This is a genomic window from Methylobacterium indicum, assembly GCF_017347565.1.
Classification (GTDB): domain Bacteria; phylum Pseudomonadota; class Alphaproteobacteria; order Rhizobiales; family Beijerinckiaceae; genus Methylobacterium; species Methylobacterium indicum.
The window spans coordinates 3,888,740-3,913,099 of record NZ_AP024145.1 but is presented as its reverse complement, the minus strand read 5'-3'; the positions used below and the strand labels follow the sequence as shown (position 1 = coordinate 3,913,099).

The window sequence follows — 24,360 nt, the reverse complement described above, 5'->3', positions numbered from 1 at the left end:
CATCATCCGGCCAAAATGGCCGAGCTAGACCTTCGGGGCAGGACCGCCCGTCGCCGGCCGGATCCGGACCCCCGAGGACCCCCCATGTCGCTCTCCCGCCGCACCCTGCTCGCCGCGTCCCTGGCGACGCTGCCCGCCCTGGCCTCCGGCAGGGCCCTGGCGCAGGCGGAGGGCCAATGGCGCGCGATCACCGGCGACAACGGCCAGCCGCTCCCCAACACCCGCCTGCCGGGCGAACTCGTCTCCGAGATCGGCGCCTCGCGCGGCGTGACCTGGATCGGACCGCGCGAGGCCTCGGTCACGCTCTACGAGTTCTTCGACTACAATTGCCCGTGGTGCCGGGCAGCGGCGCGGGACCTCGACGACCTCGTCAAGGCCAATCCCGACCTGCGCATCGGGCTCGTCAACAACCCGATCCTGTCGGTCCAGTCGGCCCAGGCCGCCAAGGTGGCGCTCGCCGTGCAGCGGGCCGGCGGCTCGGCGGCGACCGCGAAGCTCTACGCCGCCCTCCTCGGGCCGGGGACCTCCGGGCGCATCGACGGGACGCGGGCGCTCGACGCCGCGGCCCGCCTCGGCCACGACCGCGCGGCAATCGAGCAGGCGGCGGATTCCGACGAGGTGCGCGAGGCCCTGAAGGCCCAGATGCGGCTCGCGGCGAATCTCGGCCTGCACGCCACCCCGTCCTACGTCGTCGGCACGGCGGCGCTCCTCGGCTATCCGGGGCCGAAGAGCCTCGCCCGGGTGCTCGCGGCGGTGGCCGAGTGCGACGAGATCGCCTGCGCGAGCTGAGGCCCGCCCCGGGGCCCGAGCCCCGGCGCACGAACCGGCGCGCCCGAAAACTTTCGGAAACCATCACGAAACCTCGCGCTCCCGTCGCGGCGGACACGGCGGCGGGAGCGCCGCGCCGCCGGCCCGGTTTTTCGAGGGGCAATCCGACCATCGTCGAAGGCCCGCCCGCGATGACGCGCGGACCGGCGCCGGATTGGATTAAACTCAGGGCCCGCCTCGCGATTGGCGTGCGCTTCCGCTCGCCTTGCGCCCCCCGAAAACCCATGCTAGGCCGGCGCCGCGCCGGGGGAGGGGGCTGTCTTCTCGCGCCGGAGCCTTTCCCATCATCGACGGGCCGCGCGCCGCCGCCGCTCTTTTCCAGACCGGCGCGATACGGCCGGACCCGTCGGGCCAGGACATGAAGAGAGAGCGCTGGTGGCTCAGAACGCATCGGAATCGGGTTCTCCCCTGGCGGGCGTCGCCGGGCGGTACGCCTCGGCGTTGTTCGAGCTCGCCCGCGAGGAGCGGTCCGTTGACGCGGTGGCCGAGGGGCTCGACCGGTTCGACGCCCTGCTGACCGAGAGCGCCGATCTGCGGCGCCTCGTGCGCAGCCCGGCCTTCTCGGCCGAGGATCAGGTCAAGGCGATCGAGGCGGTGCTGGCCAAGGCCGGCATCGGGGGTCTGGCCGGCAACTTCATCCGCCTGTCGGCCGCCAACCGCCGGCTCTTCGCCCTGCCGGACATGATCCGCGCCTACCGCGAGCTGGTGCGCGAGTCGAAGGGCATCGTGCGCGCCGAGGTGCGGCTCGCCGAAAAGCCCTCCGACGCGGTGCTCCAGGACATCAAGGCGTCCCTGAAGGACGTCGCGAAGGCCGAGGTCGACCTCGACCTGCGCATCGACCCGAGCCTGATCGGCGGCATCGTCGTCAAGCTCGGCTCGCGCATGGTCGACGCTAGCTTGCGCACCAAGCTCAACAGCATCCGCCTGGCGATGCAGGGCGCCCGCTAAGGGCCCCGACGCACCCGCCGACCCAGAACAACGCCCGACACGAACGAACGAGGGAAGGTCCAGATGGACATCCGTGCCGCCGAGATCTCCGCCATCCTGAAGGAGCAGATCAAGAACTTCGGCCAGGAGGCCGAGGTCACCGAGGTCGGTCAGGTCCTGTCGGTCGGCGACGGCATCGCCCGCGTCTACGGCCTCGACAACGTCCAGGCCGGCGAGATGGTCGAGTTCGAGTCGGGCGTGCGCGGCATGGCCCTGAACCTCGAGCAGGACAATGTCGGCGTCGTGATCTTCGGCTCCGACCGCGAGATCAAGGAAGGCCAGACCGTCAAGCGCACCGGCGCCATCGTGGACGTGCCGGTCGGCAAGGGCCTGCTCGGCCGCGTCGTCGACGCGCTCGGCAACCCGATCGACGGCAAGGGCCCGATCGTCGCCGAGAAGCGCAGCCGGGTCGACGTGAAGGCCCCGGGCATCATTCCGCGCAAGTCGGTGCACGAGCCGATGGCGACCGGCCTCAAGGCGATCGACGCCCTGATCCCGATCGGCCGCGGCCAGCGCGAGCTGATCATCGGCGACCGCCAGACCGGCAAGACGGCGGTGGCCCTCGACACCATCCTGAACCAGAAGCCGGCCCATGCCGGCACCGACGAGAAGGCCAAGCTGTACTGCGTCTACGTCGCGGTCGGCCAGAAGCGCTCCACCGTCGCCCAGTTCGTGAAGGTGCTCGAGGATAACGGCGCGCTGGAATACTCCATCGTCATCGCCGCCACCGCCTCGGACGCCGCGCCGATGCAGTTCCTGGCGCCCTTCGCCGGCTGCGCCATGGGCGAGTACTTCCGCGACAACGGCATGCACGCCGTGATCGTGTACGACGACCTGTCGAAGCAGGCCGTGGCCTACCGCCAGATGTCGCTGCTGCTGCGCCGCCCGCCGGGCCGCGAGGCCTATCCGGGCGACGTGTTCTACCTGCACTCCCGCCTTCTCGAGCGCGCCGCCAAGATGGGCGACGCTGCCGGCAACGGCTCGCTGACCGCGCTCCCGGTCATCGAGACCCAGGCCAACGACGTCTCGGCCTACATCCCGACCAACGTGATCTCGATCACCGACGGCCAGATCTTCCTCGAGACCGACCTGTTCTACCAGGGCGTGCGCCCGGCGGTGAACGTCGGCCTCTCGGTGTCCCGCGTCGGCTCCGCCGCCCAGACCAAGGCGATGAAGTCGGTCGCCGGCAAGATCAAGGGCGAGCTGGCGCAGTACCGCGAGATGGCGGCCTTCGCCCAGTTCGGCTCGGACCTCGACGCCTCGACCCAGAAGCTGCTCAACCGCGGCGCCCGCCTGACCGAGCTCCTGAAGCAGCCGCAATTCTCGCCGCTGAAGATGGAAGAGCAGGTCGCGGTGATCTACGCCGGCGTGAACGGCTACCTCGATGCGATCCCGGTCAACCGGGTCCGCGCCTTCGAGGACGGCCTGCTCTCGACCCTGCGCACCAAGCACGCCGACCTGCTCGACACGATCCGCTCCTCCAAGGAGCTGTCGGCCGACAGCGGCGCCAAGCTGAAGGGCGTGGTCGAGTCCTTCGCCAAGTCCTTCCAGTAAGCCTCCGGCTCGACACCAAAGGACCCTCCGATGGCGAGTCTGAAGGACCTGCGCAATCGCATCACCTCGGTGAAGGCGACCCAGAAGATCACCAAGGCGATGCAGATGGTCGCCGCCGCCAAGCTGCGCCGGGCGCAGATGGCGGCGGAGAGCGCCCGGCCCTATGCCGAGCGCATGGCGCAGGTGCTCGGTAACCTCGCCTCCAACCTGACGCCCGGGGCGGAGACGCCCCGGCTGCTCTCCGGCACCGGCCAGGACCGCACCCACCTGCTCCTCGTCTGCACGGCGGAGCGGGGCCTGTGCGGCGCGTTCAACTCCTCGATCTCGCGGCTCGCCCGTGACCATGCCCGGCGCCTGATGGCGCAGGGCAAGACGGTCAAGATCATCTGCGTCGGCAAGAAGGGCTACGACGTTCTGCGTCGCGAGTTCCGCGACCAGATCGTCGAGCTGATCGAGCTGCGCGGCGTGCGTCAGCTCGGCTTCGAGAACGCGGAAGGCATCGCCCGCAATCTGCTCGGCCGCTACGACGCGGGCGAGTTCGACGTCGCGACCCTGTTCTACTCGCGCTTCCGCTCGGTGATTGCCCAGATCCCGACGGCGCAGCAGATCATTCCGGCCGACATCGCCCCGACCGGCGCGGCCGCGGGTGCCTCGACGGACGCGGTCTACGATTACGAGCCCGGCGAGGGCGAGATCCTCGCCGCCCTTCTCCCGAAGAACCTCACCGTTCAGATCCTCCGGGCGCTCCTGGAAAACGCCGCCTCCGAGCAGGGCGCGCGCATGGGCGCCATGGACAGCGCCACGCGCAACGCCGGCGAGATGATCAAGAAGCAGACCTTGATCTACAACCGGACGCGCCAGGCGATGATCACCAAGGAGCTGATCGAGATCATCTCGGGCGCCGAGGCGCTCTGACCGCACGCAATCAGGGATTAGCATCATGGCGAACACTGCCACCCCCGTCGCCGGCTCGACCAAGACCGGCCACATCACCCAGGTCATCGGCGCCGTCGTCGACGTGCAGTTTCAGGGCCACCTGCCCGAGATCCTGAACGCCCTCGAGACCAAGAACAACGGCAACCGCCTCGTCCTCGAGGTCGCCATGCAGCTCGGCGAGAACACCGTGCGCTGCATCGCCATGGACACCTCCGAGGGCCTGGTCCGCGGCCAGGAGGTGACCGACACCGGCTCGCCGATCCGCGTGCCCGTCGGCGCCAACACGCTGGGCCGCATCATGAACGTCATCGGCGAGCCGATCGACGAGGCCGGCGAGATCAAGACCGAGTCGCTCCGCGCCATCCACCAGCCGGCCCCGTCCTACGCCGAGCAGTCGACCGAGGCCCAGATCCTCGTCACCGGCATCAAGGTGGTGGACCTGCTGGCTCCCTACGCCAAGGGCGGCAAGATCGGCCTGTTCGGCGGCGCCGGCGTCGGCAAGACCGTGCTCATCATGGAGCTCATCAACAACATCGCGAAGGCCCACTCGGGCTACTCGGTGTTCGCGGGCGTCGGTGAGCGGACCCGCGAGGGCAACGATCTCTACCACGAGATGATCGAGTCCAAGGTGAACATGGACCCCAAGGAGCACGGCTCCGCGGAAGGCTCCAAGTGCGCCCTGGTCTACGGCCAGATGAACGAGCCCCCGGGCGCCCGCGCCCGCGTCGCGCTGACCGGCCTCACCGTCGCCGAGCACTTCCGCGACGAGGGCCAGGACGTGCTGTTCTTCGTCGACAACATCTTCCGCTTCACCCAGGCGGGTTCGGAAGTGTCGGCGCTGCTCGGCCGCATCCCCTCGGCGGTGGGCTACCAGCCGACGCTCGCCACCGACATGGGCGCCCTGCAGGAGCGCATCACCACCACCACCAAGGGCTCGATCACCTCGGTCCAGGCGATCTACGTGCCGGCCGACGACCTGACCGACCCGGCGCCCGCCGCCTCGTTCGCCCACCTCGACGCCACGACCGTGCTGTCGCGCTCGATCGCCGAGAAGGGCATCTACCCGGCGGTGGATCCGCTCGACTCGACCTCGCGCATGCTCTCCCCGGCGATCCTCGGCGAGGAGCACTACAACGTCGCCCGCCGCGTCCAGCAGGTGCTGCAGCGCTACAAGGCGCTCCAGGACATCATCGCGATCCTGGGCATGGACGAGCTCTCCGAGGAGGACAAGCTCACCGTCGCCCGCGCCCGCAAGATCGAGCGCTTCCTGAGCCAGCCGTTCCACGTCGCCGAGATCTTCACCGGCTCGCCGGGCAAGCTCGTGGCGCTCGAGGACACCATCAAGGGCTTCAAGGGCCTGGTGGACGGCGAGTACGACAACCTCCCCGAGGCCGCCTTCTACATGGTCGGCTCGATCGAGGAGGCCAAGGAGAAGGCCCAGCGCCTCGCCGCCGCGGCCTGATCGGCAGCGATAAGACGGGCCCGGCTCGAGCGCCGGGCCCTTTCGCGCGCGTCTGACGAAACCGGAAACGACCTGACCCCATGGCCACCTTCCAGTTCGACCTCGTCGGCCCCGAGCGGATCCTGTATTCGGGCGCGGTCGATGCCGTGCAGCTTCCGGGTTCCGAGGGCGAGATGACGGTGCTGCCCGGGCACGCGCCCGTGCTCACCACCCTCAAGACCGGCGTGCTGGTCATCACCGAGAGCCCGCAGAGGGGCAAGCGGGTGCTGGTGCGCGGCGGCTTCGCCGAGATCAACGCCACCTCGCTGACCGTGATCGCCGAGCGCGCGACCCCGATCGAGGAGCTGACCCCCGCGATCATCGACGCCGACATCGCGGCGGCGGAGCTGCTCTACGACGCCACCAGCGATTACGACCGCAAGATCGAGATCGAGGGCCAGATCGCGCAGCTGCGCGAGGCCAAGGTGGCGCTGAGCTTCTGATCCTCGCGCCACCGGCGACGGGCGACGATTCCCATACGATGGTTTTTCGGAAGGGCGGCGGGGCTTTGGGCTCCGCCGCCCTTCCGGCGTTTCAGGGATTGGCGGCGGCGAGGCCCGTGGCCGGGACGGGCACCGGCGAGAGGCGGATCCACGGCACCCGGCCGGGCGCGAAGGCATCGCGGGCATTCCGGCGCCACAGGGGCGGGGCGTGGTCGCCGACGAGCAGGATCTCGGTCCCCGGATGGGCGACGGCGAGGCGCGCGACCGCCGCGAACACGTCCTGCCACACCTCCACCATGGCGCAGACCTCCCGGTCGGAAAACCGGCTCTCCGGCGTGCCGCAATGCTGGCGCGGGGTGCCCGTGCCGGGCGCCACCGGCACGTGCGACGACAGGGTGAGCCAGTAGACGAAGGCGGGGCCCGGCTTGGCGATCTCGGTCGCGACCGCCTCGGCCACGTCGGTGTCGCACGCGCCCGGGAACGGTCCGCCGCAGGGATGGGGGAAGCGGGTCTCCAGCTCGTGGGCGAACAGGCTGTGCTGGAATCCGGCCTGCGGGTACCAGTGCACCCGGTGATAGAAGCCGGCCTGGAACCCGTGCAGCGAGACCGTGCGGTAGCCGCGGGCGGCGAACCGCTCCGGCAGGCAGGCCGGGTCCTCGTCGACGAAGGCCTCGTCGTAGGAGCGGTAGGTCCCGCACAATTCACGCATCTCGCCCGACGCGGTCGCGCCGAAGAAGGCCGTGGTTCCGGTCGCGACGGTGTAGAGCCGGCGCAGGTCCGGATCCTCGAAGGGGGCGGTGAGGACCGCCTGCTCGCCCGGGTCGCGCAACAGCCCCAGGCTCTCCACCACCACCATCAGGACCCGTCGCGGCGGGCGGACCTGGTCGGGCAGGGCGTCGAAGCCCGAGAGCAGGCTCGCCGATTCGAACCGGTGGCCAAGGCTCGCCACCGCGCCGAAATCGTAGGCCGCGGTGCCGTTGGCGAGGCCGTCGCCGATTATCAGCGCGGCGGTCGCCGCCGCGAAGGTCAGGCGGCCGCCCCGGCGCATCGCCGGTCCCGCCCGCATCAGGAACGCCAGGTAGGCGACCGTGACGGCGACCATCACGGCGCTGCCCGCCGCGTAGGCCGGGGTCGCCAGGAGACCGGCCAGCACGTCGAGATCGATCGACCGCACGGTCGCGTCGAATCCGAGGAAGAACATCCGGCCGACGACTTCGGTGAGATCGAACAGAACCGTCGCGAGGCCGAGCAGAGCCAGGATCCAGCCGCGCACCCGCCCGGCCAGCAGGGCGAGCGCGGCGTAGAGCGCGATGGCGCTCGTGCGTGCCGGTACTCCGGCGACCGTGCCCGCGATGAGCGCCAGGATGTTCGGCAGCACGAGGCCGCCGACCAGCAGCAGCAGATCCGGCCGCTCCGGCCGCAGCCTTCTCAGGAATCTCCGGGCGATCTGGAGCATTGCCACCGGCATCGAGAGGTCATGTCGTGATGACATGGCCGAGCTTGGCCGTTTCGCGGTTAACGGCATCCTCCGAACTGGCCGGATTTCAGCGATGACCCAGGGTTATTCGGCGTGATGGAGAACAAGGTTGATGTTCTCGACATTTTGTTGGCAACAAATCAATAGGGTGCAATGAGACCGCTGCACCGGGGCCGGACGTCGAGGCCTGGGCCCGGCGGGCTGCCCCGCGCGGGCGTGCCGAGGCGCGAACCAGGGTGCCGATCCGGCCTACGCCTCGTCCCGCAGCACGCGGCGGATGATCTTGCCGGTGGTGGTCAGCGGCAGGCTCGCCCGGAAGGCGATCTCGCGGGGATATTCGTGTGCCGAGAGGCGGGTGCGCACGAAGGCCTGGATCTCCGCCGCCAAGGCGTCCGAGGGCGCATGGCCGGGGCGCAGCACCACGAAGGCCTTGACGATCTCGGTGCGGACCGGATCGGGCTTGCCGATTGCGGCGGCGAGCGCGACGGCCGGGTGGCGCAAGAGGCAATCCTCGACCTCGCCGGGGCCGATCCGGTAGCCCGACGAGGTGATCACGTCGTCGTCGCGCCCGACGAAGTGGACGTAGCCGTCCGCGTCCATCCGGCCCTGGTCGCCGGTGGTCATCCAGTCCCCGAGGAACTTGCGCTCCGTGGCCTCCGGGTCGTTCCAGTAGCGCAGGAACATCACCGGGTCGGGCCGCGCCACGGCGATCTGGCCGATCTCGTCGACCGCCGCCGGCTGGCCGTCCGGGCGGATCACCGCGACCCGGTGGCCCGGCACCGGCCGGCCCGTGGAGCCCGCCCGCGCCACGCCGAGGCCCGAGCAGGAGGCCAGCACCAGGTTGCACTCGGTCTGGCCGTAGGCCTCGTTGATGGTGAGCCCGAGCGCCTGCTTTGCCCAGTGGAAGGTCTCCGGCCCCAGCATCTCGCCGGCCGAGGCCAGGGTGCGCAGGGCGCGCAGGTCGAATCGTCCCCGCGGATCCTCGACGATGCGCAGCATCCGCAGCGCGGTGGGCGGCACGAAGGCGTTGGCGACCGCGAGGTCGGCCATCAGCCGAAAAGCCTCCTCGGGATCGAATTTTTCCGCCTTGCGCGCCACCACGGCGACGCCGTGATGCAGGCTCGGCAGGAGCGCGTTGAGCAGCCCGCCGGCCCAGGCCCAGTCCGCCGGTGTCCACATCCGGTCCCCGGGCTTCGGCATGAAGTCGTGCATCATCGAGAAGCCCGGCAGGTGGCCGAGCAGCACCCGGTGGCCGTGCAGCGCCCCCTTGGGCGGGCCGGTGGTGCCGGAGGTGTAGATCATCAGGGCCGGGTCGTCGGCCCGGGTGTCGACGGGCGCGAAATCGGCCGAGGCCGCTGCCAGCAGGTCGGCGTAGCCGAGCGCGCCGTCGCCGGCCCCGTCGGTCGAGATCACCAGGGCGAGGCCGGGCAGGGCGTCGCGCAGGGTCGCCAGCTTGGCGACGCCGCCCGCATGGGTCACCACCGCGGTCGCGCCGGCATCCGACAGCCGATGCAGCAGACCTTCCGGCCCGAACACCACGGCGAGCGGCAGCGCGACGGCGCCGAGCTTGTAGATCGCCAGGTGCGCCACCACCACGGCGGGGGATTGCGGCAGCAGCACCGCCACCCGGTCGCCGGCCCGGACGCCGTGGGCCCGCAGGCCGTTGGCGAGGCGGTTCGAGGCCTCGGCGAGGGCGGCGTAGCTCCAGGTCTCGACCCGGCCGGCCGGGTCGACGTCGAGGATCGCCGGGCGCGTCGGGTCGGCGGCGGCCCAGCGGTCGCAGACGTCGACCGCGATGTTGTAGCGCTCCGGGATCCGCCAGCGGAACCCGGAGACCCAATCCTCGTACGAGGTGGGGATCACGCCTCGCGCGGCGGGAACCCGCCCTCGAAGACGAAGTCGGCGAGGGGGTGGCGGCCGTTCGGGGTCTCGCGGGCGCGGGTCTCCTCCGGCAGGGACGCGGGATCCGCCTTGCGGCCGACCGCGAAGGCGGCCTCGACCCGGTGGTGCGGCGGCAGGTTCAGCGCGGCCGGCGCCCGCTCGTGGTCGAAGCCGGTCATGCCGTGGGCGTGCCAGCCCATCTTCACCGCCTGGAGCTGGAACAGCGCCGAGGCCGTGCCGGCATCGAAGGAGGCGCTGTAGGAGGGCTTCAGCCCGTCCGGGGTGTTCATCATCCCGTTCGAGGCCAGGAACACCAGCGCGCCGGCATTCTTCACCCAGCCCTGGTTGAACGGCACCAGGAGCCCGAACAAGGCCTCCCAGGCGGGGGTGTCGCGCAAGCCGTAGACGAAGCGCCAGGGCTGCGAGTTGTAGCCCGAGGGGGCCCAGCGCGCCGCCTCGATCATCGTCATCAGGTCGGCCTGGGGCACGGCCTCCCCGGTGAAGGCGCGGGGCGACCAGCGCTCGAGGAACAGCGCGTCGATCGGATGGTCGGCGGTACGGGAATTGGCGGTGGTCACGGGCGGAGGGTCTCCGTGGAACTCGCGCCGTCCTGCCAGCAAGCGCGGCGGTTGTCACGGCCTGCCGCCCCGGACTTCCGGGGGACCCGACCCGCGGAAACCTCATACCTCCGGCGGTGTTGTCCCCCACATGCCGGATCGGCCGCGACAGGAGACTTCCATGGACAAGACGGATCGGGCGCGGCCCAGCTTGCGCGACTTCGACCCCTATACCGACCGCAACGGCCAGGACATGGGGCAGGATTCCCCCCTCGACGTCGGGGTGCCGCCGCGCACGCAGGCCGACATGGCCCACGACCCGATGGGCCAGGCCCGGGACGCCCGCGTCGCCTCCGACTTCAACCGCCGCGACGCGATCGGTGCGACGGACGGAAGCCAGGCGACCGAGGACGAGACCCCGCCCGAGAACCTGCGCCGGATCAGCGACCCCTCGACCGGCGGACCCGTCACCCGGAATCCCGCCGCGAAGGAAGCCATCGACCGGGCGACCGCCGCGGTCGGCCAGGACGAGGGGGAGTGAGGCGATGACGAGGAAGCCCGACGACGTGGTCGGCAGCCGGGGCGAGCCCGCCGTCGGCGGCGGCCACCAGACGCCCGAGCAGGCGGCGATCACCCGGCAGGAGGGCGGCGGCCGCAACGAGGCCGAGCTGAAGAAGGAGTGGTCCTCCGCCGGCACACCCGGCCGGCCGCCGGTCTCGGTCGGCGGCAGCTCCGGCGGTCATTCCGACCAGATCGCCGCGCAGGGACCCCGCGAAGGCCAGAAGGTGGCCGACGGCGGGTCCCGGACCGAGAAGACCAGCGGCAAGACGGACGGGTGAGGAGAGCGGGATGGCCGAGCGCAAGGACGAATCGACCGATCGGGACAAGGCGCGCCGGGACACGATTACGGCCGAGGACCTGAAGGGCGTCGCGGCCGTGCCGCAGGACGGCGACGGCGAGAGCGAGGCCAACACCTCCGGCGCCAATGCAGGCGACCGGCAGACGGTCGAGGCCGACCCGGGGACGGGTTGAGCGGGCGGCGGTGCCATCCGGAAAGGGAAAGACGACGGGTTCTCCCCTCTCCCCGCCTGCGGAGGCTCCGCGCTCGGCTCTCAACGATGTGTGACCCGCCCGCACCGACCTGTGCCGTGTGATCGCTTGCGGCCAGGGCTTTGCGGGCGCAAACCGGGGACGTGACCGACTCCGTCCTCTCCCCCGCCGCCCGTTCCGCCCCCTCCGAACTCACGCCGGCCCGGAGAAAGCGGGCGACGGCCGCGATCCTGGCCGGCGTCGCGCTCGCCACCCTCGACACCGCGATCGCCAACACCGCGCTGCCGACGATCGCGGCCGATCTCGGCGTCGATCCGGCGGATTCGGTCTGGATCGTCAACGCCTATCAGCTCGCCGTGGTGGCCACGCTCCTGCCGATCGCGGCGCTCGGCGAGATCGTCGGGCAGAGGCGGGTCTACCTCGTGGGTCTGGCGCTGTTCACGGTCGCCTCGCTCGTCTGCGCGCTCGCCTGGTCGCTGCCGGCCCTGGTCGCCGCCCGGGTGCTCCAGGGCGTCGGCGCCAGCGCCCTGATGGCGGTCAACGTCGCGCTGATCCGCTTCGTCACCCCGCCCCACCAGCTCGGGCGGGGGATGGGCCTCAACGCCTTCGTGGTGGGCGTCGGCTTCGCCCTCGGGCCGACCGCGGCCTCGCTGATCCTGCTGGTGGCGTCCTGGCCGTGGCTCTTCGCCGTCAACCTGCCGATCGGGCTCGCCGCTCTGGCGCTCGCCCGGCGCGCCCTGCCGGAGACCGGGCGCTCGGGCCATGCCTTCGACGGGGTCGCCGCGCTCCTCAACGCCGCGACCTTCGCGCTCCTCGTCCTCGGCCTCGGCGAGGCCGCCCATGCCGGGCCGCTCTGGCGGGTGCTCGCCGAGTTCGCCGGGGCCCTCGCCTGCGGCGCCCTGCTCCTGCGCCGGCAGGCCGGCCACCCGGCCCCGATGCTCGCCGTCGACCTGTTTCGTCGTCCGCTCTTCGCGCTGTCGGCGGCGACCTCGGTCTGCTCCTTCGCCGCGCAGGGCCTCGCCTTCGTGTCGCTGCCGTTCCTGTTCCAGCACGCGCTCGGGCATTCGCAGGTCGAGACCGGCTTCCTGATGACGCCCTGGCCCCTGGTGGTCGCCCTGATGGCGCCGGTCGCCGGCCGCCTCTCGGACCGCTACCCGCCGGGTCTCCTCGGCGGGATCGGCCTCGCGCTCCTCGCCGTCGGCATGGCCTCGCTGGCGCTGCTGCCGGCCGCGCCGGACGTTTGGGGCACCGCCTGGCGGATGGCCCTGTGCGGGGCCGGCTTCGGCTTCTTCCAGGCGCCGAACCTGCGCGCCATCATGACGAGCGCGCCGGCCGCCCGCTCCGGCGGCGCCAGCGGCATCGTCGCCACCTCGCGGCTCGTCGGCCAGACCACCGGGGCGGCCCTGGTGGCGGCCTGCTTCGCGCTCGCCGCCGCGCACGGCCCGGTCCTGGCGCTCGGCCTCGGCGCCGCCTTCGCGGGCGTCGCCAGCCTGATCAGCCTGTCGCGCCTCGCGCTGGAGCGGGGGTGACGCCCGGGCGGGGGCGGCCTACCCCCGCGCCAGCACCTTGCCGGGGTTCATCAGCCCCTGCGGGTCGAGCGCCGCCTTGATCCGGCGCGCCAGCGCCATCTCGTCCGGATGGCGGTGGCGGGCGAGCTCGGCGACGCGGTACTGGCCGATGCCGTGCTCGGCCGAGATGCTGCCGCCGTAGCGGTCCACCACCCCGTGGACGAGACCGTTGATCGCCTCCGAGGCGTGGTCCGGCCCGATCAAGACGTTGTAGTGGATGTTGCCGTCGCCCATGTGGCCGAAGGCGTTGACGCGGGTGCCGGGGGCGCCCGCTTCCAGGACCCGGCCGGCCTCGTCGAGGAAGGCCGGGATCGCGGTGATCGGCACCGAGACGTCGTGCTTGACGCTCTTGCCCGCGCGGGCCTCGCACTCGGTGACGTGCTCGCGCAGGGCCCAGAGGTCGGCGGCCTGGCGGCCGGATTCGGCCAGCACCCCGTCGAGGGCGTCCTCGCGCTCGAGCGCGGTGCCGAGCACGCCCTCCATCGCCTCGCGCAGGCCCGAGAGCGACGAGGCCGCCTCGATCAGCACGGTCCAGCCCGCCGCCCCGACCGGGCTCTTGAGGCCGGCATGCGTCTCGACGAGGGCGAGCGAGGTGCCGGAGATCAGCTCGAAGGCCTGGATGCTGTCGCCGATCTCTTCCTGCGCCAGGGTGAAGAGGCGCAGGGCCGCCGCCGGATCGGGTACCGCGAGCAGCGCCGTCGCGGTGTGGCGCGGCTTGGGCACGAGGCGTAGGACCGCCGCCGTGACGATGCCGAGGGTGCCTTCCGTGCCGATGAAGAGCTGCTTCCAGTCGTAGCCGGCATTGTCCTTGCGCAGGGCCCGGAGGCCGTCGACGATGCTGCCGTCGGCGAGCACCACCTCGAGGCCGAGGACGAGGCCGCGGGTCATGCCGTAGCGCACCACGTTGATGCCGCCGGCATTGGTGGCGATGACGCCGCCGACGAGCGCCGAGCCCTCCGCCGCGAAGCTCACCGGCAGCAGCCGGCCGGCCGCCTCGGCGGCGTCCTGTGCCAGCTTGAGGACGCAGCCGGCCTCCGCCGTCAGCGTCAGCCCGACCGGATCGACCCCCCGGATCGCGTTCATGCGGGCAAGCGACAGCACCACCTGGGTGGCGGAGCCGTCCGGCACCGCGCCGCCGGCGAGCCCGGTATTGCCGCCCTGCGGCACCAGGGCGGCGCCGGCCTCGGCGCAGAGCCGCACCACGTCGGCGACCTCGGCGGTGGAGGCGGGGCGCACCACGCAGGCGGGCCGGCCCGGAAACAGGCGCCGCCAGTCGATGGCGAAGGGCGCCATGTCGGCCTCCTCGGTGAGGAGGCCGGCGGGGCCGAGGCGTGCCCCGAGGCGGTCGATCAGGGACTGGGTCATGACGGCATTCTGGGCTGACGAATTCACGATTGACGACATCATGCCGGGGCCCTCGCGCGGGAGGTCCCGCCGGTCAAGGGCGCATCTCCAGGAAATCCGCCATCAGGGCGAGCTGGCCCTCCAGCATCGGCAGGCCGGGATGGGTGCGGCAGCCCCGCGCGGCGGCGGCGGCGAGGAGCGGGGTCTCGGCCGGCTGCATGATGATCTCGGCGACGAGCTGACCGGTCCCGAGCCCGGCGGGATCGAGCGGCAGGGGGTCGTCCGGCCGCAGGCCCAGGGAGGTCGCGTTGACCACGAGGTCGTGGCCGACCGGGTCGGTGCCGAAGGCGAGCGGCAGGCCCGGATGGAGCCGGCGCAGGCGCGAGAACAGGTCCTCGACCCGCGCGGGCGTGCGGTTGTGCACGGTGAGGCGACTCACCCCGGCCTCGGCGAGCGCGAACGCGATGGCGTTGGCCGCGCCCCCCGCCCCGGCCAGGTAGGCGCTCGCTCCCCGCGGGTCGTGGCCCGCGGCCCGCAGGCCCGCGACGAAGCCGGCGCCGTCCAGGATCTCGCCGACGAGGCGGCCGTCGGGCTCGCGCCGCACGGCGTTGACGGCGCCGACGAGGCGGGCCGCGTCGCTCACCGCGTCGAGGAGCGGCACGATCGCGGTCTTGTGCGGTACCGTGACGATGGCGCCGCCGAAGCTTCGCGTCGCCCGCAAGCCCGCCACCACCGTGGCGAGGTCGGCGGCCGCGACGTGGAGCGGCACCATGACCCCGTCGACCCCGCGCTCGGCCATGATGCGGTTGAGGCCCTGCGGCGCCTTCACCTGGGCGATCGGGTCGGCGAGGATCGCGAAGACGCGGGTGCGGCCGGTGATCTCTGTCACGGTGTCTCTCCTCCGAAGCGCTCGGTGCGGATCGTGGCTGCCGGCACCCCGGCATCGACCAGGAGGTCGGAGACCGCGGAGACGAAGGGATTGCTCCCGCACACGAAGGTGTGGGCCGGAGGTCCCAGATCGGCGAGCGCCTCGCCGATCCGGGCGGCATCGATCCGCCGGCCGCCGGGCTCCCGGGTCAGCGCCAGCCGCAGCCGGAAGCCCGGCTCCCCGGCGTCGCGGCGCATCAGCTCGTCGCGGGCGATCACGTCCGCGGCGGTGCGGGCGGAATAGAGCAGCAGGGCCGGCACGTCGGGCGCGGCCTCCGCCCGGTGGCGCAGCATGGCCAGCAGCGGCACCACCCCGGAGCCGCCGCCGACCAGCAGCAGCGGCCCGCCCTGGGCCGGCTCCCACACGAAGGCGCCGCCGATCGGCCCGCGCAGCTCGATCGCGTCGCCAGGCTCGGCCACGTCGGCGAAGAACCCCGAGACCTCGCCGTCGTCGAGGCGCTCGATCAGGAGGTCGATCGTCCCCGGATGCGTCGGCGAGGAGGCGATCGAGTAGCTGCGCTGCGCCTGGTAGCCGTCCGGCGCGGTGAGCCGCACGTCGACGTGCTGGCCGGCCCGGAACGGCCGGGTCCAGCCGACCGCCAGGGTGAGGCGCCGCACCCGCGGCGTCTCGGCGGCGGCGGCGACGATCCGGGATTCCTGCCAGGTCGGCATCGCTCAATCGCCGGTGAAGCGCTGCTCGCGCCACGGATCGCCGTACATGTGATAGCCGCGCAGCTCCCAGAATCCGGCCTCGTCCACTTTCGTGAAGCGCAGGCCCTTCACCCACTTCGCGCTCTTCCAGAAGTAGAGGTGCGGCACCAGCAGGCGGGCGGGCCCGCCATGGTCGGGCGTGATCGGCTCGCCGGCGTAGCGGGTCGCCACCATGGCCTTGCCCTCCGTCAGGTCGGCGACCGGCACGTTGGTGGTGTAGTCGTCGTAGCCCTCCGCCAGCAGGTAGGCGGTCGGCGCCGCGATCCCGGCCGCGGCCAGGAGGTCGTCGATCGTCACGCCTTCCCAGGCGGTGTCGAACTTCGACCACTTGGTGACGCAGTGGATGTCGCCCTTCCAGCGGGTGCGCGGCAGGGAATCGAACTCGGCCCAGGTCCAGCTCTTGAGGGGCTTCGACCCCTCCCGAAGGGTGAAGCTCCAGCGGGCCGGATCGATGCGCGGCGTCGGGCCGAGCTGGAGAACCGGGAAATCCTCGGTCAGGTACTGGCCCGGCGGCAGGCGCTCGGCCTCCGGCCGCGGCGGGCGGCGTCCCGTGAACCCTCGCGTCACCATCGCGTACCTCCTCTCGACGGCCGGGATCAGCCGGCCTCACCATCGATGATCCGCCCGATGGCGTCGAGGAGGGAGGTATCCTCGCCGGCCATCCTGTCCATCCCGGCCATGCGGGCGATCACGGTGGCGGCCACCCGCTCCTCGACGGTGCCCTCCGCGTAGGCGAACAGGATCGCGGCGCGCTCGCCGTCGCGGTGGCAGCGCCCCTCGATCTGGCTGAGCTGGATCGCGCTGTGGCGCATGTCGTGGACGATCAGGCTGCGCGGGCGCTCGCCGCCGGGCAGTTCGTTGCGGTGGAGCGAGATCGATTCGGTGACGGTGAACACCACCGCGTCGAGCTCGCCGCGCTGGAAGGCGACCCGCACCGCCTCGTTGGCCTCCGCCGTCCGCGTGCCGTCGATGGTGCCGGCGCGCCAGCCGCGGCCGGTGAAGGCCTCGACCAGGGCCGCCCCGGTTTCCAGGAAGGCCACGGAGACCGCGACCTGCTCGCCGGCCTGCAGCAGGTCCTCGGCGAGGTCGACCGTGCCGGCGACGCGGATCAGGCTCGCCTTCTGGCGGAAGCGCAGGTCCGCCGCCCAGCCGGCGGCGCGCCGGTTCGAGCCGCCGGAGAGGCCCCATTCGCGGCGGAACTCGCGCCAGGTCGCGTCGTAGAGGCGCTTGGCCGGCGCATCGAGGGCGGTGGGGGCGAGGTCCCGCTGCACCTCGGGCCAGCCGGCGATGTCCGCCGGGCGGCGGCGCAGCCCGATCGCGTCCGGGCCGCGATAGAGCAGGCCGGCCATCGTCTCCTGGTCGCGGGCGTTCGGCTCCCACGACCAGTTCTGCCAGCGCCCCTTGGCCCGGCCGATCTTCAGGTGCTGCATCAGGGCGCGGAAATCGGCGGTCGTCTCGACCGGCCGGCCGACGGCGTGGCCGAGCAGCGCGCCGAGATAGGATAGCTCGTGCGGCGCCTGGCCGGCGGTGGCGCTGGCATAGACCGTGAAGGCGGCGGCCTCGGCCATGCGCCGGCAGGCCTGGCCCTGCTGCGAGGTCGGGTTGCGCAGGCGGTGCGCCTCGTCGAACACCACCAGCGGCCAGACGCGCTTGGGCCGGCCGAGCTTGGCGAGCTCGTTGTTCTTCGCCCGCACCGAGCGGCGTCCGCTCGCGGCCGGCAGCGCCAGCAGGGACTTGGTGCGCTCGTAGTTGAGGAGCGTCACGTCCTTGTCGGCGAGACCCGAATCCCGGATCGTGCGGCGCCATTGCGGCATCGCGCCCTTCGGGCAGACGATCAGCACCGCCCGCTCGGGCATCGCCGCGATCGCGCCCCAGACCGACAGGGTCTTGCCGAGGCCGGTCATGTCGCCGAGGAGGAAGCCCGGCCGCCCCTCGGCCCGCGCCGCCAGGATGGCGCGGATCGCCTCGGCCTGGTGCGGGCGGGGGACCAGGCGGGGGGCGTCGGAATCGGGTGTCATGGCGCCCCTATGCCGGGGGGCGGGGCCGGGCTCAAGCCCGCCCGGGTGCGACGCCTTTTTCGCCCGCACCCCGCGCATCGGCGCCGCCGACGCGGTATCGCGGTGGGACGCCGCAACGGAGGAACCCGCACGATGAGCCGCCGCATCGCCCTGATGGGCCTCGGCCAGATGGGCCGCCCGATCGCCCGCCACCTCGCCGCGAAGGGGGAGGGCGCCGACACGGTCGTGGCGATCGATTCCGACCCGGCGCGGGTCGCCGGGCTCGACGGGCCCGGGCTCGTCGCCACGACCGACCGGAGCGCGGCGGCCGGCGCCGACGTGCTGATCCTCTGCCTGCCGGACGGCGACGTGGTCGAGGCGGTGCTGCTCGGGCCGGACGGGCTCGCGGCGCGTCTCGCGCCCGGCGCCCTGGTGATCGACCTGAGCACCATCGCGCACGCGACGGCGGTGAGCCTCGGCCGGGCGCTCGCGGATCGCGGCCTGCGCTTCCTCGACGCGCCGGTCTCCGGCGCGCCGGCCGGGGCGGAGGCCGCGACCCTCACGGTGATGTGCGGCGGGACCCCGGAGGACTTCGCCGCGGCCGAGCCGCTGCTCGCCCGGATCGGCACGCAGGTGCTGCATATGGGCCCCCTCGGCAGCGGCCAGCTCACCAAGACCGTCAACAACGTGATCTACGACATCAACATCGCGGCCCTGGCCGAGGTGCTGCCGATGGCGGTGGCGATGGGCCTCGACCCGGCGCGGCTCGCGACCGTGGTCACCACCGGCACGAGCCGCAGCTACGCCTCGCAGTACTTCGTGCCGCGGATCCTGCGGGGCGCGTTCGACGAGGGCTATCCGCTGGCCAAGGCCTACAAGGACCTCGTCAGCGCCGCCGCGGTCGGGGCGGAGGGCGGCTTCCCGCTGCCGGTGACGGCGGCCGCCACCGCGACCTACCAGATGGCGTTGCGCCACGGCCACGGCGCGCGCGACAAGGGCGCCATGGTCCTGCCCTTCGAGGCGATGCTCGGCGTCGCGGTCCGGACGCCGCCGGAATAGCCGCGCCCGAGGCCGCCGTCCTTCGCGTTGTGGGGCCGGCCGCCCCTGCGCTAGAGAGCTTCACGATCGCGCTGCAATCGCGAAGCTCTCTAACTCTTTGTTTTGTCGCATTTTCTCCGACGAACCGGTTTCCACTTCGTCGGAAAATGCTCTAAGCCGGCCCCGACCCCGCGCAGGAGCCCATTGCCCATGCAGACCTTCGACTCGGACGGCGTGCCGATCGCCTATGTCGACGTCGCCCCCCAGGAAGGCACGGGCAAGGACGGCGCGGGCGACCCGATCCTGCTGATCCACGGCTTCGCGTCGAACCACCTGGTGAACTGGGTCAACACCTCCTGGGTGCGCAGCCTGACCGGGGCCGGGCGGCGGGTGATCGCCCTCGACAACCGCGGCCACGGCCGCAGCGGCAAGCTCTACGAGCCGGAGGCCTACGGCTCCGACCTGATGGCCGAGGATGCCCGCCGTCTCCTCGACCACCTCGACATCCCCCGCGCCGACGTGATGGGCTACTCGATGGGCGCGCGGATCACCGCCTTCCTGGCGCTCGCCCACCCGGACCGCGTCCGCTCGGCCCTGCTCGGGGGCCTCGGCATCCACCTCGTCGAGGGGAGAGGGCTGCCCCCCGGCATCTCGGAGGCGATGGAGGCGCCCTCCCGCGACACCGTCACCGACCCGACGGCGCGGATGTTCCGGGTCTTCGCCGAATCGACCGGCAGCGACCTGCGCGCGCTCGCCGCCTGCATGCGCGGCTCGCGCCAGACCCTGTCGCGGGCGGAGGTGGCGCAGATCGAGGTGCCGGTGCTGGTCGCGGTCGGCACCACCGACACCGTGGCGGGCTCGGGGCCGGCGCTCGCCGCCCTGATCCCGGAGGCGAAGGTCCTCGACATCCCCAACCGCGACCACAACCTCGCGGTCGGCGACAAGGTGCACAAGGCCGGCGTGCTGGCGTTCCTCGACGCGCGGCCCTGACCGAGCGTCGACCCGGCCGAGGGGCCGGGCTAAACTCCCCCTGAGGCATGGGAGACCGGGCGCGCACGACGCCCGGCCCCATGCGGGGGAGGGGACCATGGCGGCAGATCCGCGGCACAACAGCCGGCGCCTCTACGAGGGGCCGGACCGGGCGGTGGCCCGCTCGATGATGAAGGCGATCGGCGAGACCGACGAGAGCCTGGCGCGGCCGCAGATCGGCATCGCGCATTGCTGGATCGGCACGATGCCGTGCAACTGGAACCACCGCGAGCTCGCCGCCCTGGTGGCGCAGGGCGTGCGCGAGGCCGGCGGCACGCCGCTCGAGGTCAACACGGTGGCGATCAACGACGCCATCACCACCGGCACCGAGGGCATGAAGACCTCGCTCGTCAGCCGCGAGGTCATCGCCGATTCGGTCGAGCTCGTCGCCCGCGGGCACATGTTCGACGGGATCGTCACCATCTCGGGCTGCGACAAGACCATTCCCGCGATGGCGATGGTGCTCGGCCGCCTGAACATCCCCGGCACGATGCTCTACGGCGGCTCGATCGCGTCGGGCCGCTGCACGCAGGAGGGCGGCTTGTTCTCCGGCCGCACCCTCACGGTCCAGGACGTGTACGAGGCGGTCGGCGCCTACACGGCCGGGCGGATCACGGAGGCCGAGCTGCGCGACGTCGAGGACCATGCCTGCCCGGGGGCCGGCGCCTGCGGCGGCCAGTTCACCGCCAACACCATGGCGACCGCCTACCAGATGCTCGGCATCTCGCCGATGGGCACGAACGACATCCCGGCCGGCCACGCCGACAAGGCCGCGGCGGCCCTCGCCTGCGGCCGCCTCGCGGTGGATCTCGTCCGCCAGGGGCTCACCCCGCGGGCGATCGTGACCCGCGAGAGCTTCGAGAACGCGATCGCCGGCGTGATGGCGACGGGCGGCTCCAGCAACGCGGTGCTGCACCTCCTCGCCACCGCCTGGGAGTTCGGCATCCCGCTCGACCTCGACGATTTCGACCGCATCTCGCGCCGCATCCCGATCATCGCCGACATGCGCCCGTCGGGCCGCTACACCGCCCCGGAGATGCACGCGGCGGGCGGGATGGCGGTGGTCGGCAAGCGCCTGATGGAAGCCGGGCTCCTCCACCCGGAGGCCCGCACCGTGACCGGCCTGAGCCTCGGCGACGAGATCGCCCGCGCGCCCGAGCCCGCGGGCCAGACGGTGATCCGCCCCGTCACCGACCCGTTCAAGAGCGAGGGCGGCCTCGTCGTCCTGCGCGGCAACCTCGCGCCCGGCGGCGCCGTGATGAAGGTATCGGGGCAGACCAAGCGCCTGCATCGCGGCCCGGCCAAGGTGTTCGAGCGCGAGGAGGATGCCTTCGCGGCGATCCGGGACGGGCGGATCGTGCCGAACGACGTGATGGTGCTGCGCAACGAGGGACCGCGCGGCGGGCCCGGAATGCGCGAGATGCAGCTCGTCACCGGCGCCCTCCAGGGTTCCGGCCTCGGCGAGCACGTCGCGCTGATGACCGACGGCCGCTTCTCCGGTGCGACCCGGGGCTTCGTGATCGGCCATGTCGTGCCCGAGGCGTTCGAGGGCGGCCCGATCGCGGCGATCCGGGACGGCGACACGGTGACGATCGATGTCGATGCCCGCCGGCTCGACGTGGCGCTCTCGGACGACGAGATCGCGCGGCGCCTTGCCGGCCGGCCCGCCCCCCGGCCGGCCTATACCCGCGGCGTGCTGGGAAAATACGCCCGCCTCGTCGCCGATGCGTCGCGCGGTGCGGTCACCGATTGGGACCCGGGGCCTGTCTGATCGGCAGCGACACAATCCCCCTCTGCGTCCGTTCCGGGGCCGCGAAAGCGGGGCTCGGAACGGCCCGCGGTGTGTGCGACTGTGTCGGGGTATTCGATCTGTCGAGGCGACCGGGTACGCGCGGCAATTCCGGCTACATCGTTCCCTGCACCGAAGCCGTCTCCGGGAGAGACTGCACCGGACCGGATCGGGGGTGGGACGCGAACGACGCCATGGCGGAGCCGGACGAGTCGCCGGTTCCGCCGATGTCGTGAGGCGCGGCGGGACGGACAGGGCCCGCCGCGAAGGCGCGGATCAGTGGATCGGCTGGTCGGGCTTGCGCTCGCTCTGGGCCAGCGTCGCCTCGTAGCTCTCGGCCTGGGCGCGGGTCAGGCCGCTGACCAGTACGAGCGAACCGCGGTAGACCGTGTAGGTACCGTCCTGCGTGGGCTTGACGCGAATGATGTGGGACATGCGCTGGCTCCCTTGCGCGAATCACGACTGATTTTCTTGGATTTGAACGTGACGTTAACGACTCGGCGGGTGCGCGCAAGAGGGCTGCGCACGAAAACGCCCGGTTCTCGACACGATCGGACCAAAGTACAGACGCGTAAGGAACGACGCAGCGCCTCCGCTCGGAAGGGAGACGCGAAGTTGATCACGCGCGATGCTGTGTTGCCGGCTTAAGAGGCAGCACTCGACATCATGCGGAAACAATCGCGATGCGTGCGACTCCGTCGCTCAGGACGGGGCGCGGACGCTCGAGACGTGCACGGTCGGCGCGCTCTGTGCCGAGGGGGCCAGAATCGGCGCCCGGCCGGGCAGGGTCCACCACCCGACCGCCGAATGCACTGCCAGCGTCAGGCAGAGCAGCACCAGCATCGAGAGCGCGTGCCGGGTCATGCTCGGCTCCACCGGGGTCGGCGCGGTGTCCGTCTGCCGGGTCGGCGCACCGTCCAGCGGTTCGGGCGCCAGCGGCAGCAGCGAATCGTAGAACCCGGCCGGCTGGCCGGTCGCGCGGTGGAAGGGTCCAATGTTGAACATCGGCGTCTCCTGTCGAGGCCCCTGCGACGGAGGCTATCGGAACCGCCTAAAGTTAACACCTGATGAACGAGACGCTACCCCTCATCACGAACCCGTGAACGCCCACGCTTGTACACCGCTCGTTCAGGTTGGCAGCGTTGCGGATTTCCCTCAATCCCGGTCGGTCGTTGCGAACAGGCCGGGGTGCCGCAGGCGCAGGGTCTGGATCAGGCAGAGCGTCTTCATGTCGGCGATTTCCCCCGCCTCCGCCTCGGCGGCAAGGGTCGCGAGGGGCACCTCGACCACCTCGATGTTCTCGTGCTCCTCCGCTAGGCCGCCGCCGGCTCCCTCCTCGCGGTCGGCGGCGCGGTAGGGCGCGAGGAAGAGGTCCATCCGCTCGGTCGAGAGGCCGGGCAGGGACCAGACCCGGCCGGCGGGCTCGAAGGTGGAGAGCCGGAGGCCCACTTCCTCGAACGCCTCGCGGCGGGCGCAGGCCTCCGGGTCGTCCTCCTCGCGCAGGCCCGCCGGGGCTTCGAGGATCGACGCGGTGCCGTCGACGAAGCAGGGCGGCGTGCGGAACTGCCGCACCAGCAGGGCGACCCGGCGCTCGGGGTCGTAGGGCAGCACCGCGACCGCGGGCCCGTGATCCTCGACCTCGCGGCCGATCCGGGTGCCGTCCGGCATCCGCACCTCCGCCACGAGGTAGCGGGCCCAGCCCTCGTAGACCGTGCGCGTGCCGACGATGCGCGGCGCGTCGTCCTGGCTGTCCCGGCTCACGCGGCATTCTCCTGGGCTTCGTGCTCTCCGGTCTCGTCGTTCCGGGTCTCGCGGTCCGGCGCGTCGTCGATCCCGTCGCCGCGCCGGATCTCGAAGGTCAGGAGCCCGTCGTCCTTGAGCATCCGGTCGAGATGGTCGCCGCGCTCGCGCAGCAGGTTGGGAATGTCGATCGCCGCCATCGGGTCGGTGCAGCGCACGCTCAGGCTCTCGCCGGGCGTCAGCCCGCGCAGGGCCTTGGCGGTGCGCAGGACCGGCAGAGGGCATTTGAGCCCGCGCAGATCGAGGTCGTGTCGTTGCATGGTCGCCCGAGTTGCCGCACCGCGCCGTGGCGGCGAGACGCCGCCCCTGCGACGGTTTCGTGTCGCGTGACGATGGTTGGAGCACATCCGGTGCGAACGAGAAAGCCCGGCGCGGGGGCATCCCGCGCCGGGCTTTGATTTCAGGCCCGCCGGCTCGGCCCATGCGGGCCGGCCGGACGTGGTCTGGTCGATCAGTAGCCGTAGCCGTAGTAGCCACCGTAGGCCGGGTAGCTGTAGCCGTAGGACGGATAGCTGTAGCCGTAGCTGTAGCCGCCGACCGGGGCGTAGCCGCCACCGTAATAGCCACCATAGGCCGGGTAGCCGCCGTAGCCGTAGGACGAGGCCGAGCCGGCCGCGATGGCGCCGCCGATGATGCCGAGAGCCGCGCCGGCCGCCAGCGCGCCGCCGGCACCGATGCCGCGACGGTAGCCGTAGCCGCGGTAACCGCGGTAGCCGCCGTAATAGCCGCCGCCGCGCCAGCGCACCTGGTCGACGGTCGCGCCCGAGCCGGCGATGGCGGCCGAGGTGGCGGCCGGCAGCGGGGCGGCCTGCGCCCCGACGGTGCCGGCGGTGAGAGCGGCGGCGGCGCCGGCCGCGAGGGCGAGGGTGGTGATGCGCGACATGTCTGCGTCTCTCCGATCGTCTGAGGACCGTGCCTCGTAGGCCTCAAGAACGGGCAAGGG

Annotated in this window: 26 protein-coding genes; 13 read left to right on the top strand and 13 right to left on the bottom strand. The window is 72.2% G+C overall.

Annotated elements, in window-relative coordinates; translation table 11 throughout:
• The first annotated feature begins 84 nt into the window (after positions 1–84).
• From miv_RS18245 to atpC, 6 genes are all read left to right on the top strand, one after another.
• Complete coding sequence (locus miv_RS18245) at positions 85–789, top strand: DsbA family protein (protein WP_207178084.1); 705 nt, start codon at positions 85–87, stop codon at positions 787–789.
• A gap of 414 nt (positions 790–1,203) precedes the next feature.
• Entirely contained in the window at positions 1,204–1,776 is a 573-nt protein-coding gene (locus miv_RS18240) for a F0F1 ATP synthase subunit delta (RefSeq protein WP_207178080.1), read from the top strand.
• Positions 1,777–1,839: 63 nt separating this feature from the next.
• The gene (atpA, locus tag miv_RS18235) at positions 1,840–3,369 is read left to right on the top strand and encodes a F0F1 ATP synthase subunit alpha (RefSeq protein ID WP_048430074.1); all 1,530 of its coding nucleotides are present in this window, start codon (positions 1,840–1,842) and stop codon (positions 3,367–3,369) included.
• A gap of 30 nt (positions 3,370–3,399) precedes the next feature.
• Positions 3,400–4,284: a F0F1 ATP synthase subunit gamma gene (locus miv_RS18230; RefSeq protein ID WP_048430075.1), complete on the top strand. Its 885-nt coding sequence runs from the start codon at positions 3,400–3,402 to the stop codon at positions 4,282–4,284.
• 25 nt (positions 4,285–4,309) lie between these two features.
• Positions 4,310–5,767, top strand: coding sequence for a F0F1 ATP synthase subunit beta (gene atpD, locus miv_RS18225; protein ID WP_207178077.1), 1,458 nt, complete (start codon positions 4,310–4,312; stop codon positions 5,765–5,767).
• Between the two features lie 80 nt (positions 5,768–5,847).
• Positions 5,848–6,249 (top strand): ATP synthase F1 subunit epsilon, encoded by a 402-nt coding sequence (gene atpC / locus miv_RS18220; protein WP_207178075.1) that lies wholly within the window; start codon positions 5,848–5,850, stop codon positions 6,247–6,249.
• Between the two features lie 91 nt (positions 6,250–6,340).
• On the opposite strand, the gene miv_RS18215 is transcribed toward atpC, so the two are convergent.
• From miv_RS18215 to miv_RS18205, 3 genes are all read right to left on the bottom strand, one after another.
• Positions 6,341–7,741, bottom strand: coding sequence for a sulfatase-like hydrolase/transferase (locus tag miv_RS18215; RefSeq protein WP_207178073.1), 1,401 nt, complete (start codon positions 7,739–7,741; stop codon positions 6,341–6,343).
• A gap of 234 nt (positions 7,742–7,975) precedes the next feature.
• Positions 7,976–9,589, bottom strand: a complete 1,614-nt coding sequence (locus miv_RS18210; protein WP_207178071.1) for an AMP-binding protein — start codon at positions 9,587–9,589, stop codon at positions 7,976–7,978.
• Positions 9,586–10,185, bottom strand: coding sequence for a nitroreductase family protein (locus tag miv_RS18205; protein ID WP_048430080.1), 600 nt, complete (start codon positions 10,183–10,185; stop codon positions 9,586–9,588). The genes miv_RS18210 and miv_RS18205 overlap by 4 nt, the downstream gene beginning before the upstream one ends.
• 160 nt (positions 10,186–10,345) lie before the next feature.
• Between miv_RS18205 and miv_RS18200 the strand changes: the two genes are divergently transcribed.
• The 4 genes from miv_RS18200 to miv_RS18185 all read left to right on the top strand — a co-directional run bounded on the left by miv_RS18200 (position 10,346) and on the right by miv_RS18185 (position 12,743).
• Positions 10,346–10,705, top strand: coding sequence for a hypothetical protein (locus tag miv_RS18200; RefSeq protein WP_207178068.1), 360 nt, complete (start codon positions 10,346–10,348; stop codon positions 10,703–10,705).
• A gap of 4 nt (positions 10,706–10,709) precedes the next feature.
• Positions 10,710–11,003, top strand: coding sequence for a hypothetical protein (locus miv_RS18195; protein ID WP_207178066.1), 294 nt, complete (start codon positions 10,710–10,712; stop codon positions 11,001–11,003).
• 10 nt (positions 11,004–11,013) lie between these two features.
• A complete protein-coding gene (locus tag miv_RS18190; protein ID WP_207178064.1) occupies positions 11,014–11,196 on the top strand; it encodes a hypothetical protein in 183 nt (60 codons plus the stop codon).
• A gap of 161 nt (positions 11,197–11,357) precedes the next feature.
• Entirely contained in the window at positions 11,358–12,743 is a 1,386-nt protein-coding gene (locus miv_RS18185) for an MFS transporter (RefSeq protein WP_207178062.1), read from the top strand.
• Positions 12,744–12,761: 18 nt separating this feature from the next.
• Here miv_RS18185 and miv_RS18180 read toward each other — a convergent pair whose 3' ends face one another.
• The 5 genes from miv_RS18180 to miv_RS18160 form a co-directional block, all read right to left on the bottom strand.
• Positions 12,762–14,147: an FAD-binding oxidoreductase gene (locus miv_RS18180; RefSeq protein ID WP_058619107.1), complete on the bottom strand. Its 1,386-nt coding sequence runs from the start codon at positions 14,145–14,147 to the stop codon at positions 12,762–12,764.
• A 73-nt stretch (positions 14,148–14,220) separates the two neighbouring features.
• A complete protein-coding gene (locus tag miv_RS18175) occupies positions 14,221–15,015 on the bottom strand; it encodes a shikimate dehydrogenase family protein (RefSeq protein WP_207178060.1) in 795 nt (264 codons plus the stop codon).
• The gene (locus miv_RS18170; RefSeq protein WP_207178058.1) at positions 15,012–15,725 is read right to left on the bottom strand and encodes an FAD-binding oxidoreductase; all 714 of its coding nucleotides are present in this window, start codon (positions 15,723–15,725) and stop codon (positions 15,012–15,014) included. The genes miv_RS18175 and miv_RS18170 overlap by 4 nt, the downstream gene beginning before the upstream one ends.
• Before the next feature lie 3 nt (positions 15,726–15,728).
• Complete coding sequence (locus tag miv_RS18165; protein ID WP_048428380.1) at positions 15,729–16,334, bottom strand: sulfite oxidase-like oxidoreductase; 606 nt, start codon at positions 16,332–16,334, stop codon at positions 15,729–15,731.
• A gap of 26 nt (positions 16,335–16,360) precedes the next feature.
• The gene (locus miv_RS18160; protein ID WP_207178055.1) at positions 16,361–17,782 is read right to left on the bottom strand and encodes a DEAD/DEAH box helicase family protein; all 1,422 of its coding nucleotides are present in this window, start codon (positions 17,780–17,782) and stop codon (positions 16,361–16,363) included.
• 132 nt (positions 17,783–17,914) lie between these two features.
• On the opposite strand from miv_RS18160, the gene miv_RS18155 reads away from it, so the two are divergent.
• The 3 genes from miv_RS18155 to ilvD all read left to right on the top strand — a co-directional run bounded on the left by miv_RS18155 (position 17,915) and on the right by ilvD (position 21,599).
• Positions 17,915–18,820 carry an NAD(P)-dependent oxidoreductase gene (locus tag miv_RS18155; protein WP_058619101.1) on the top strand — a complete coding sequence of 302 codons (906 nt, stop codon included), beginning with the start codon at positions 17,915–17,917 and terminating at the stop codon, positions 18,818–18,820.
• 189 nt (positions 18,821–19,009) lie between these two features.
• Positions 19,010–19,789: an alpha/beta fold hydrolase gene (locus tag miv_RS18150; RefSeq protein WP_207178053.1), complete on the top strand. Its 780-nt coding sequence runs from the start codon at positions 19,010–19,012 to the stop codon at positions 19,787–19,789.
• A gap of 97 nt (positions 19,790–19,886) precedes the next feature.
• Positions 19,887–21,599 (top strand): dihydroxy-acid dehydratase, encoded by a 1,713-nt coding sequence (ilvD, locus tag miv_RS18145; RefSeq protein WP_207178051.1) that lies wholly within the window; start codon positions 19,887–19,889, stop codon positions 21,597–21,599.
• Positions 21,600–21,893: 294 nt separating this feature from the next.
• On the opposite strand, the gene miv_RS18140 is transcribed toward ilvD, so the two are convergent.
• From miv_RS18140 to miv_RS18120, 5 genes are all read right to left on the bottom strand, one after another.
• On the bottom strand, positions 21,894–22,052 hold the full coding sequence (locus tag miv_RS18140; protein ID WP_165602088.1) for a hypothetical protein: 159 nt from the start codon (positions 22,050–22,052) through the stop codon (positions 21,894–21,896).
• A 267-nt stretch (positions 22,053–22,319) separates the two neighbouring features.
• Positions 22,320–22,622, bottom strand: a complete 303-nt coding sequence (locus miv_RS18135; RefSeq protein ID WP_048428375.1) for a hypothetical protein — start codon at positions 22,620–22,622, stop codon at positions 22,320–22,322.
• Between the two features lie 150 nt (positions 22,623–22,772).
• Positions 22,773–23,378 carry an NUDIX domain-containing protein gene (locus miv_RS18130; protein WP_048428374.1) on the bottom strand — a complete coding sequence of 202 codons (606 nt, stop codon included), beginning with the start codon at positions 23,376–23,378 and terminating at the stop codon, positions 22,773–22,775.
• Complete coding sequence (locus miv_RS18125) at positions 23,375–23,677, bottom strand: sulfurtransferase TusA family protein (RefSeq protein WP_048428373.1); 303 nt, start codon at positions 23,675–23,677, stop codon at positions 23,375–23,377. Before miv_RS18125 ends, miv_RS18130 begins: the two co-directional genes overlap by 4 nt.
• Positions 23,678–23,868: 191 nt before the next feature.
• Positions 23,869–24,300: a hypothetical protein gene (locus tag miv_RS18120; protein ID WP_048428372.1), complete on the bottom strand. Its 432-nt coding sequence runs from the start codon at positions 24,298–24,300 to the stop codon at positions 23,869–23,871.
• Between the last annotated feature and the right edge of the window lie 60 nt (positions 24,301–24,360).

Coding starts and splice junctions, on each gene's coding strand:
- miv_RS18245 (WP_207178084.1), top strand. CDS start 85: ATGTCGCTCTCCCGCCGCACCCTGCTCGCCGCGTCCCTGGCGACGCTG.
- atpA (WP_048430074.1), top strand. CDS start 1,840: ATGGACATCCGTGCCGCCGAGATCTCCGCCATCCTGAAGGAGCAGATC.
- miv_RS18230 (WP_048430075.1), top strand. CDS start 3,400: ATGGCGAGTCTGAAGGACCTGCGCAATCGCATCACCTCGGTGAAGGCG.
- atpD (WP_207178077.1), top strand. CDS start 4,310: ATGGCGAACACTGCCACCCCCGTCGCCGGCTCGACCAAGACCGGCCAC.
- atpC (WP_207178075.1), top strand. CDS start 5,848: ATGGCCACCTTCCAGTTCGACCTCGTCGGCCCCGAGCGGATCCTGTAT.
- miv_RS18215 (WP_207178073.1), bottom strand. CDS start 7,741: ATGTCATCACGACATGACCTCTCGATGCCGGTGGCAATGCTCCAGATC.
- miv_RS18200 (WP_207178068.1), top strand. CDS start 10,346: ATGGACAAGACGGATCGGGCGCGGCCCAGCTTGCGCGACTTCGACCCC.
- miv_RS18195 (WP_207178066.1), top strand. CDS start 10,710: ATGACGAGGAAGCCCGACGACGTGGTCGGCAGCCGGGGCGAGCCCGCC.
- miv_RS18190 (WP_207178064.1), top strand. CDS start 11,014: ATGGCCGAGCGCAAGGACGAATCGACCGATCGGGACAAGGCGCGCCGG.
- miv_RS18180 (WP_058619107.1), bottom strand. CDS start 14,147: ATGACCCAGTCCCTGATCGACCGCCTCGGGGCACGCCTCGGCCCCGCC.
- miv_RS18170 (WP_207178058.1), bottom strand. CDS start 15,725: ATGCCGACCTGGCAGGAATCCCGGATCGTCGCCGCCGCCGCCGAGACG.
- miv_RS18165 (WP_048428380.1), bottom strand. CDS start 16,334: ATGGTGACGCGAGGGTTCACGGGACGCCGCCCGCCGCGGCCGGAGGCC.
- miv_RS18160 (WP_207178055.1), bottom strand. CDS start 17,782: ATGACACCCGATTCCGACGCCCCCCGCCTGGTCCCCCGCCCGCACCAG.
- miv_RS18155 (WP_058619101.1), top strand. CDS start 17,915: ATGAGCCGCCGCATCGCCCTGATGGGCCTCGGCCAGATGGGCCGCCCG.
- miv_RS18150 (WP_207178053.1), top strand. CDS start 19,010: ATGCAGACCTTCGACTCGGACGGCGTGCCGATCGCCTATGTCGACGTC.
- ilvD (WP_207178051.1), top strand. CDS start 19,887: ATGGCGGCAGATCCGCGGCACAACAGCCGGCGCCTCTACGAGGGGCCG.
- miv_RS18140 (WP_165602088.1), bottom strand. CDS start 22,052: ATGTCCCACATCATTCGCGTCAAGCCCACGCAGGACGGTACCTACACG.
- miv_RS18135 (WP_048428375.1), bottom strand. CDS start 22,622: ATGTTCAACATTGGACCCTTCCACCGCGCGACCGGCCAGCCGGCCGGG.
- miv_RS18125 (WP_048428373.1), bottom strand. CDS start 23,677: ATGCAACGACACGACCTCGATCTGCGCGGGCTCAAATGCCCTCTGCCG.
- miv_RS18120 (WP_048428372.1), bottom strand. CDS start 24,300: ATGTCGCGCATCACCACCCTCGCCCTCGCGGCCGGCGCCGCCGCCGCT.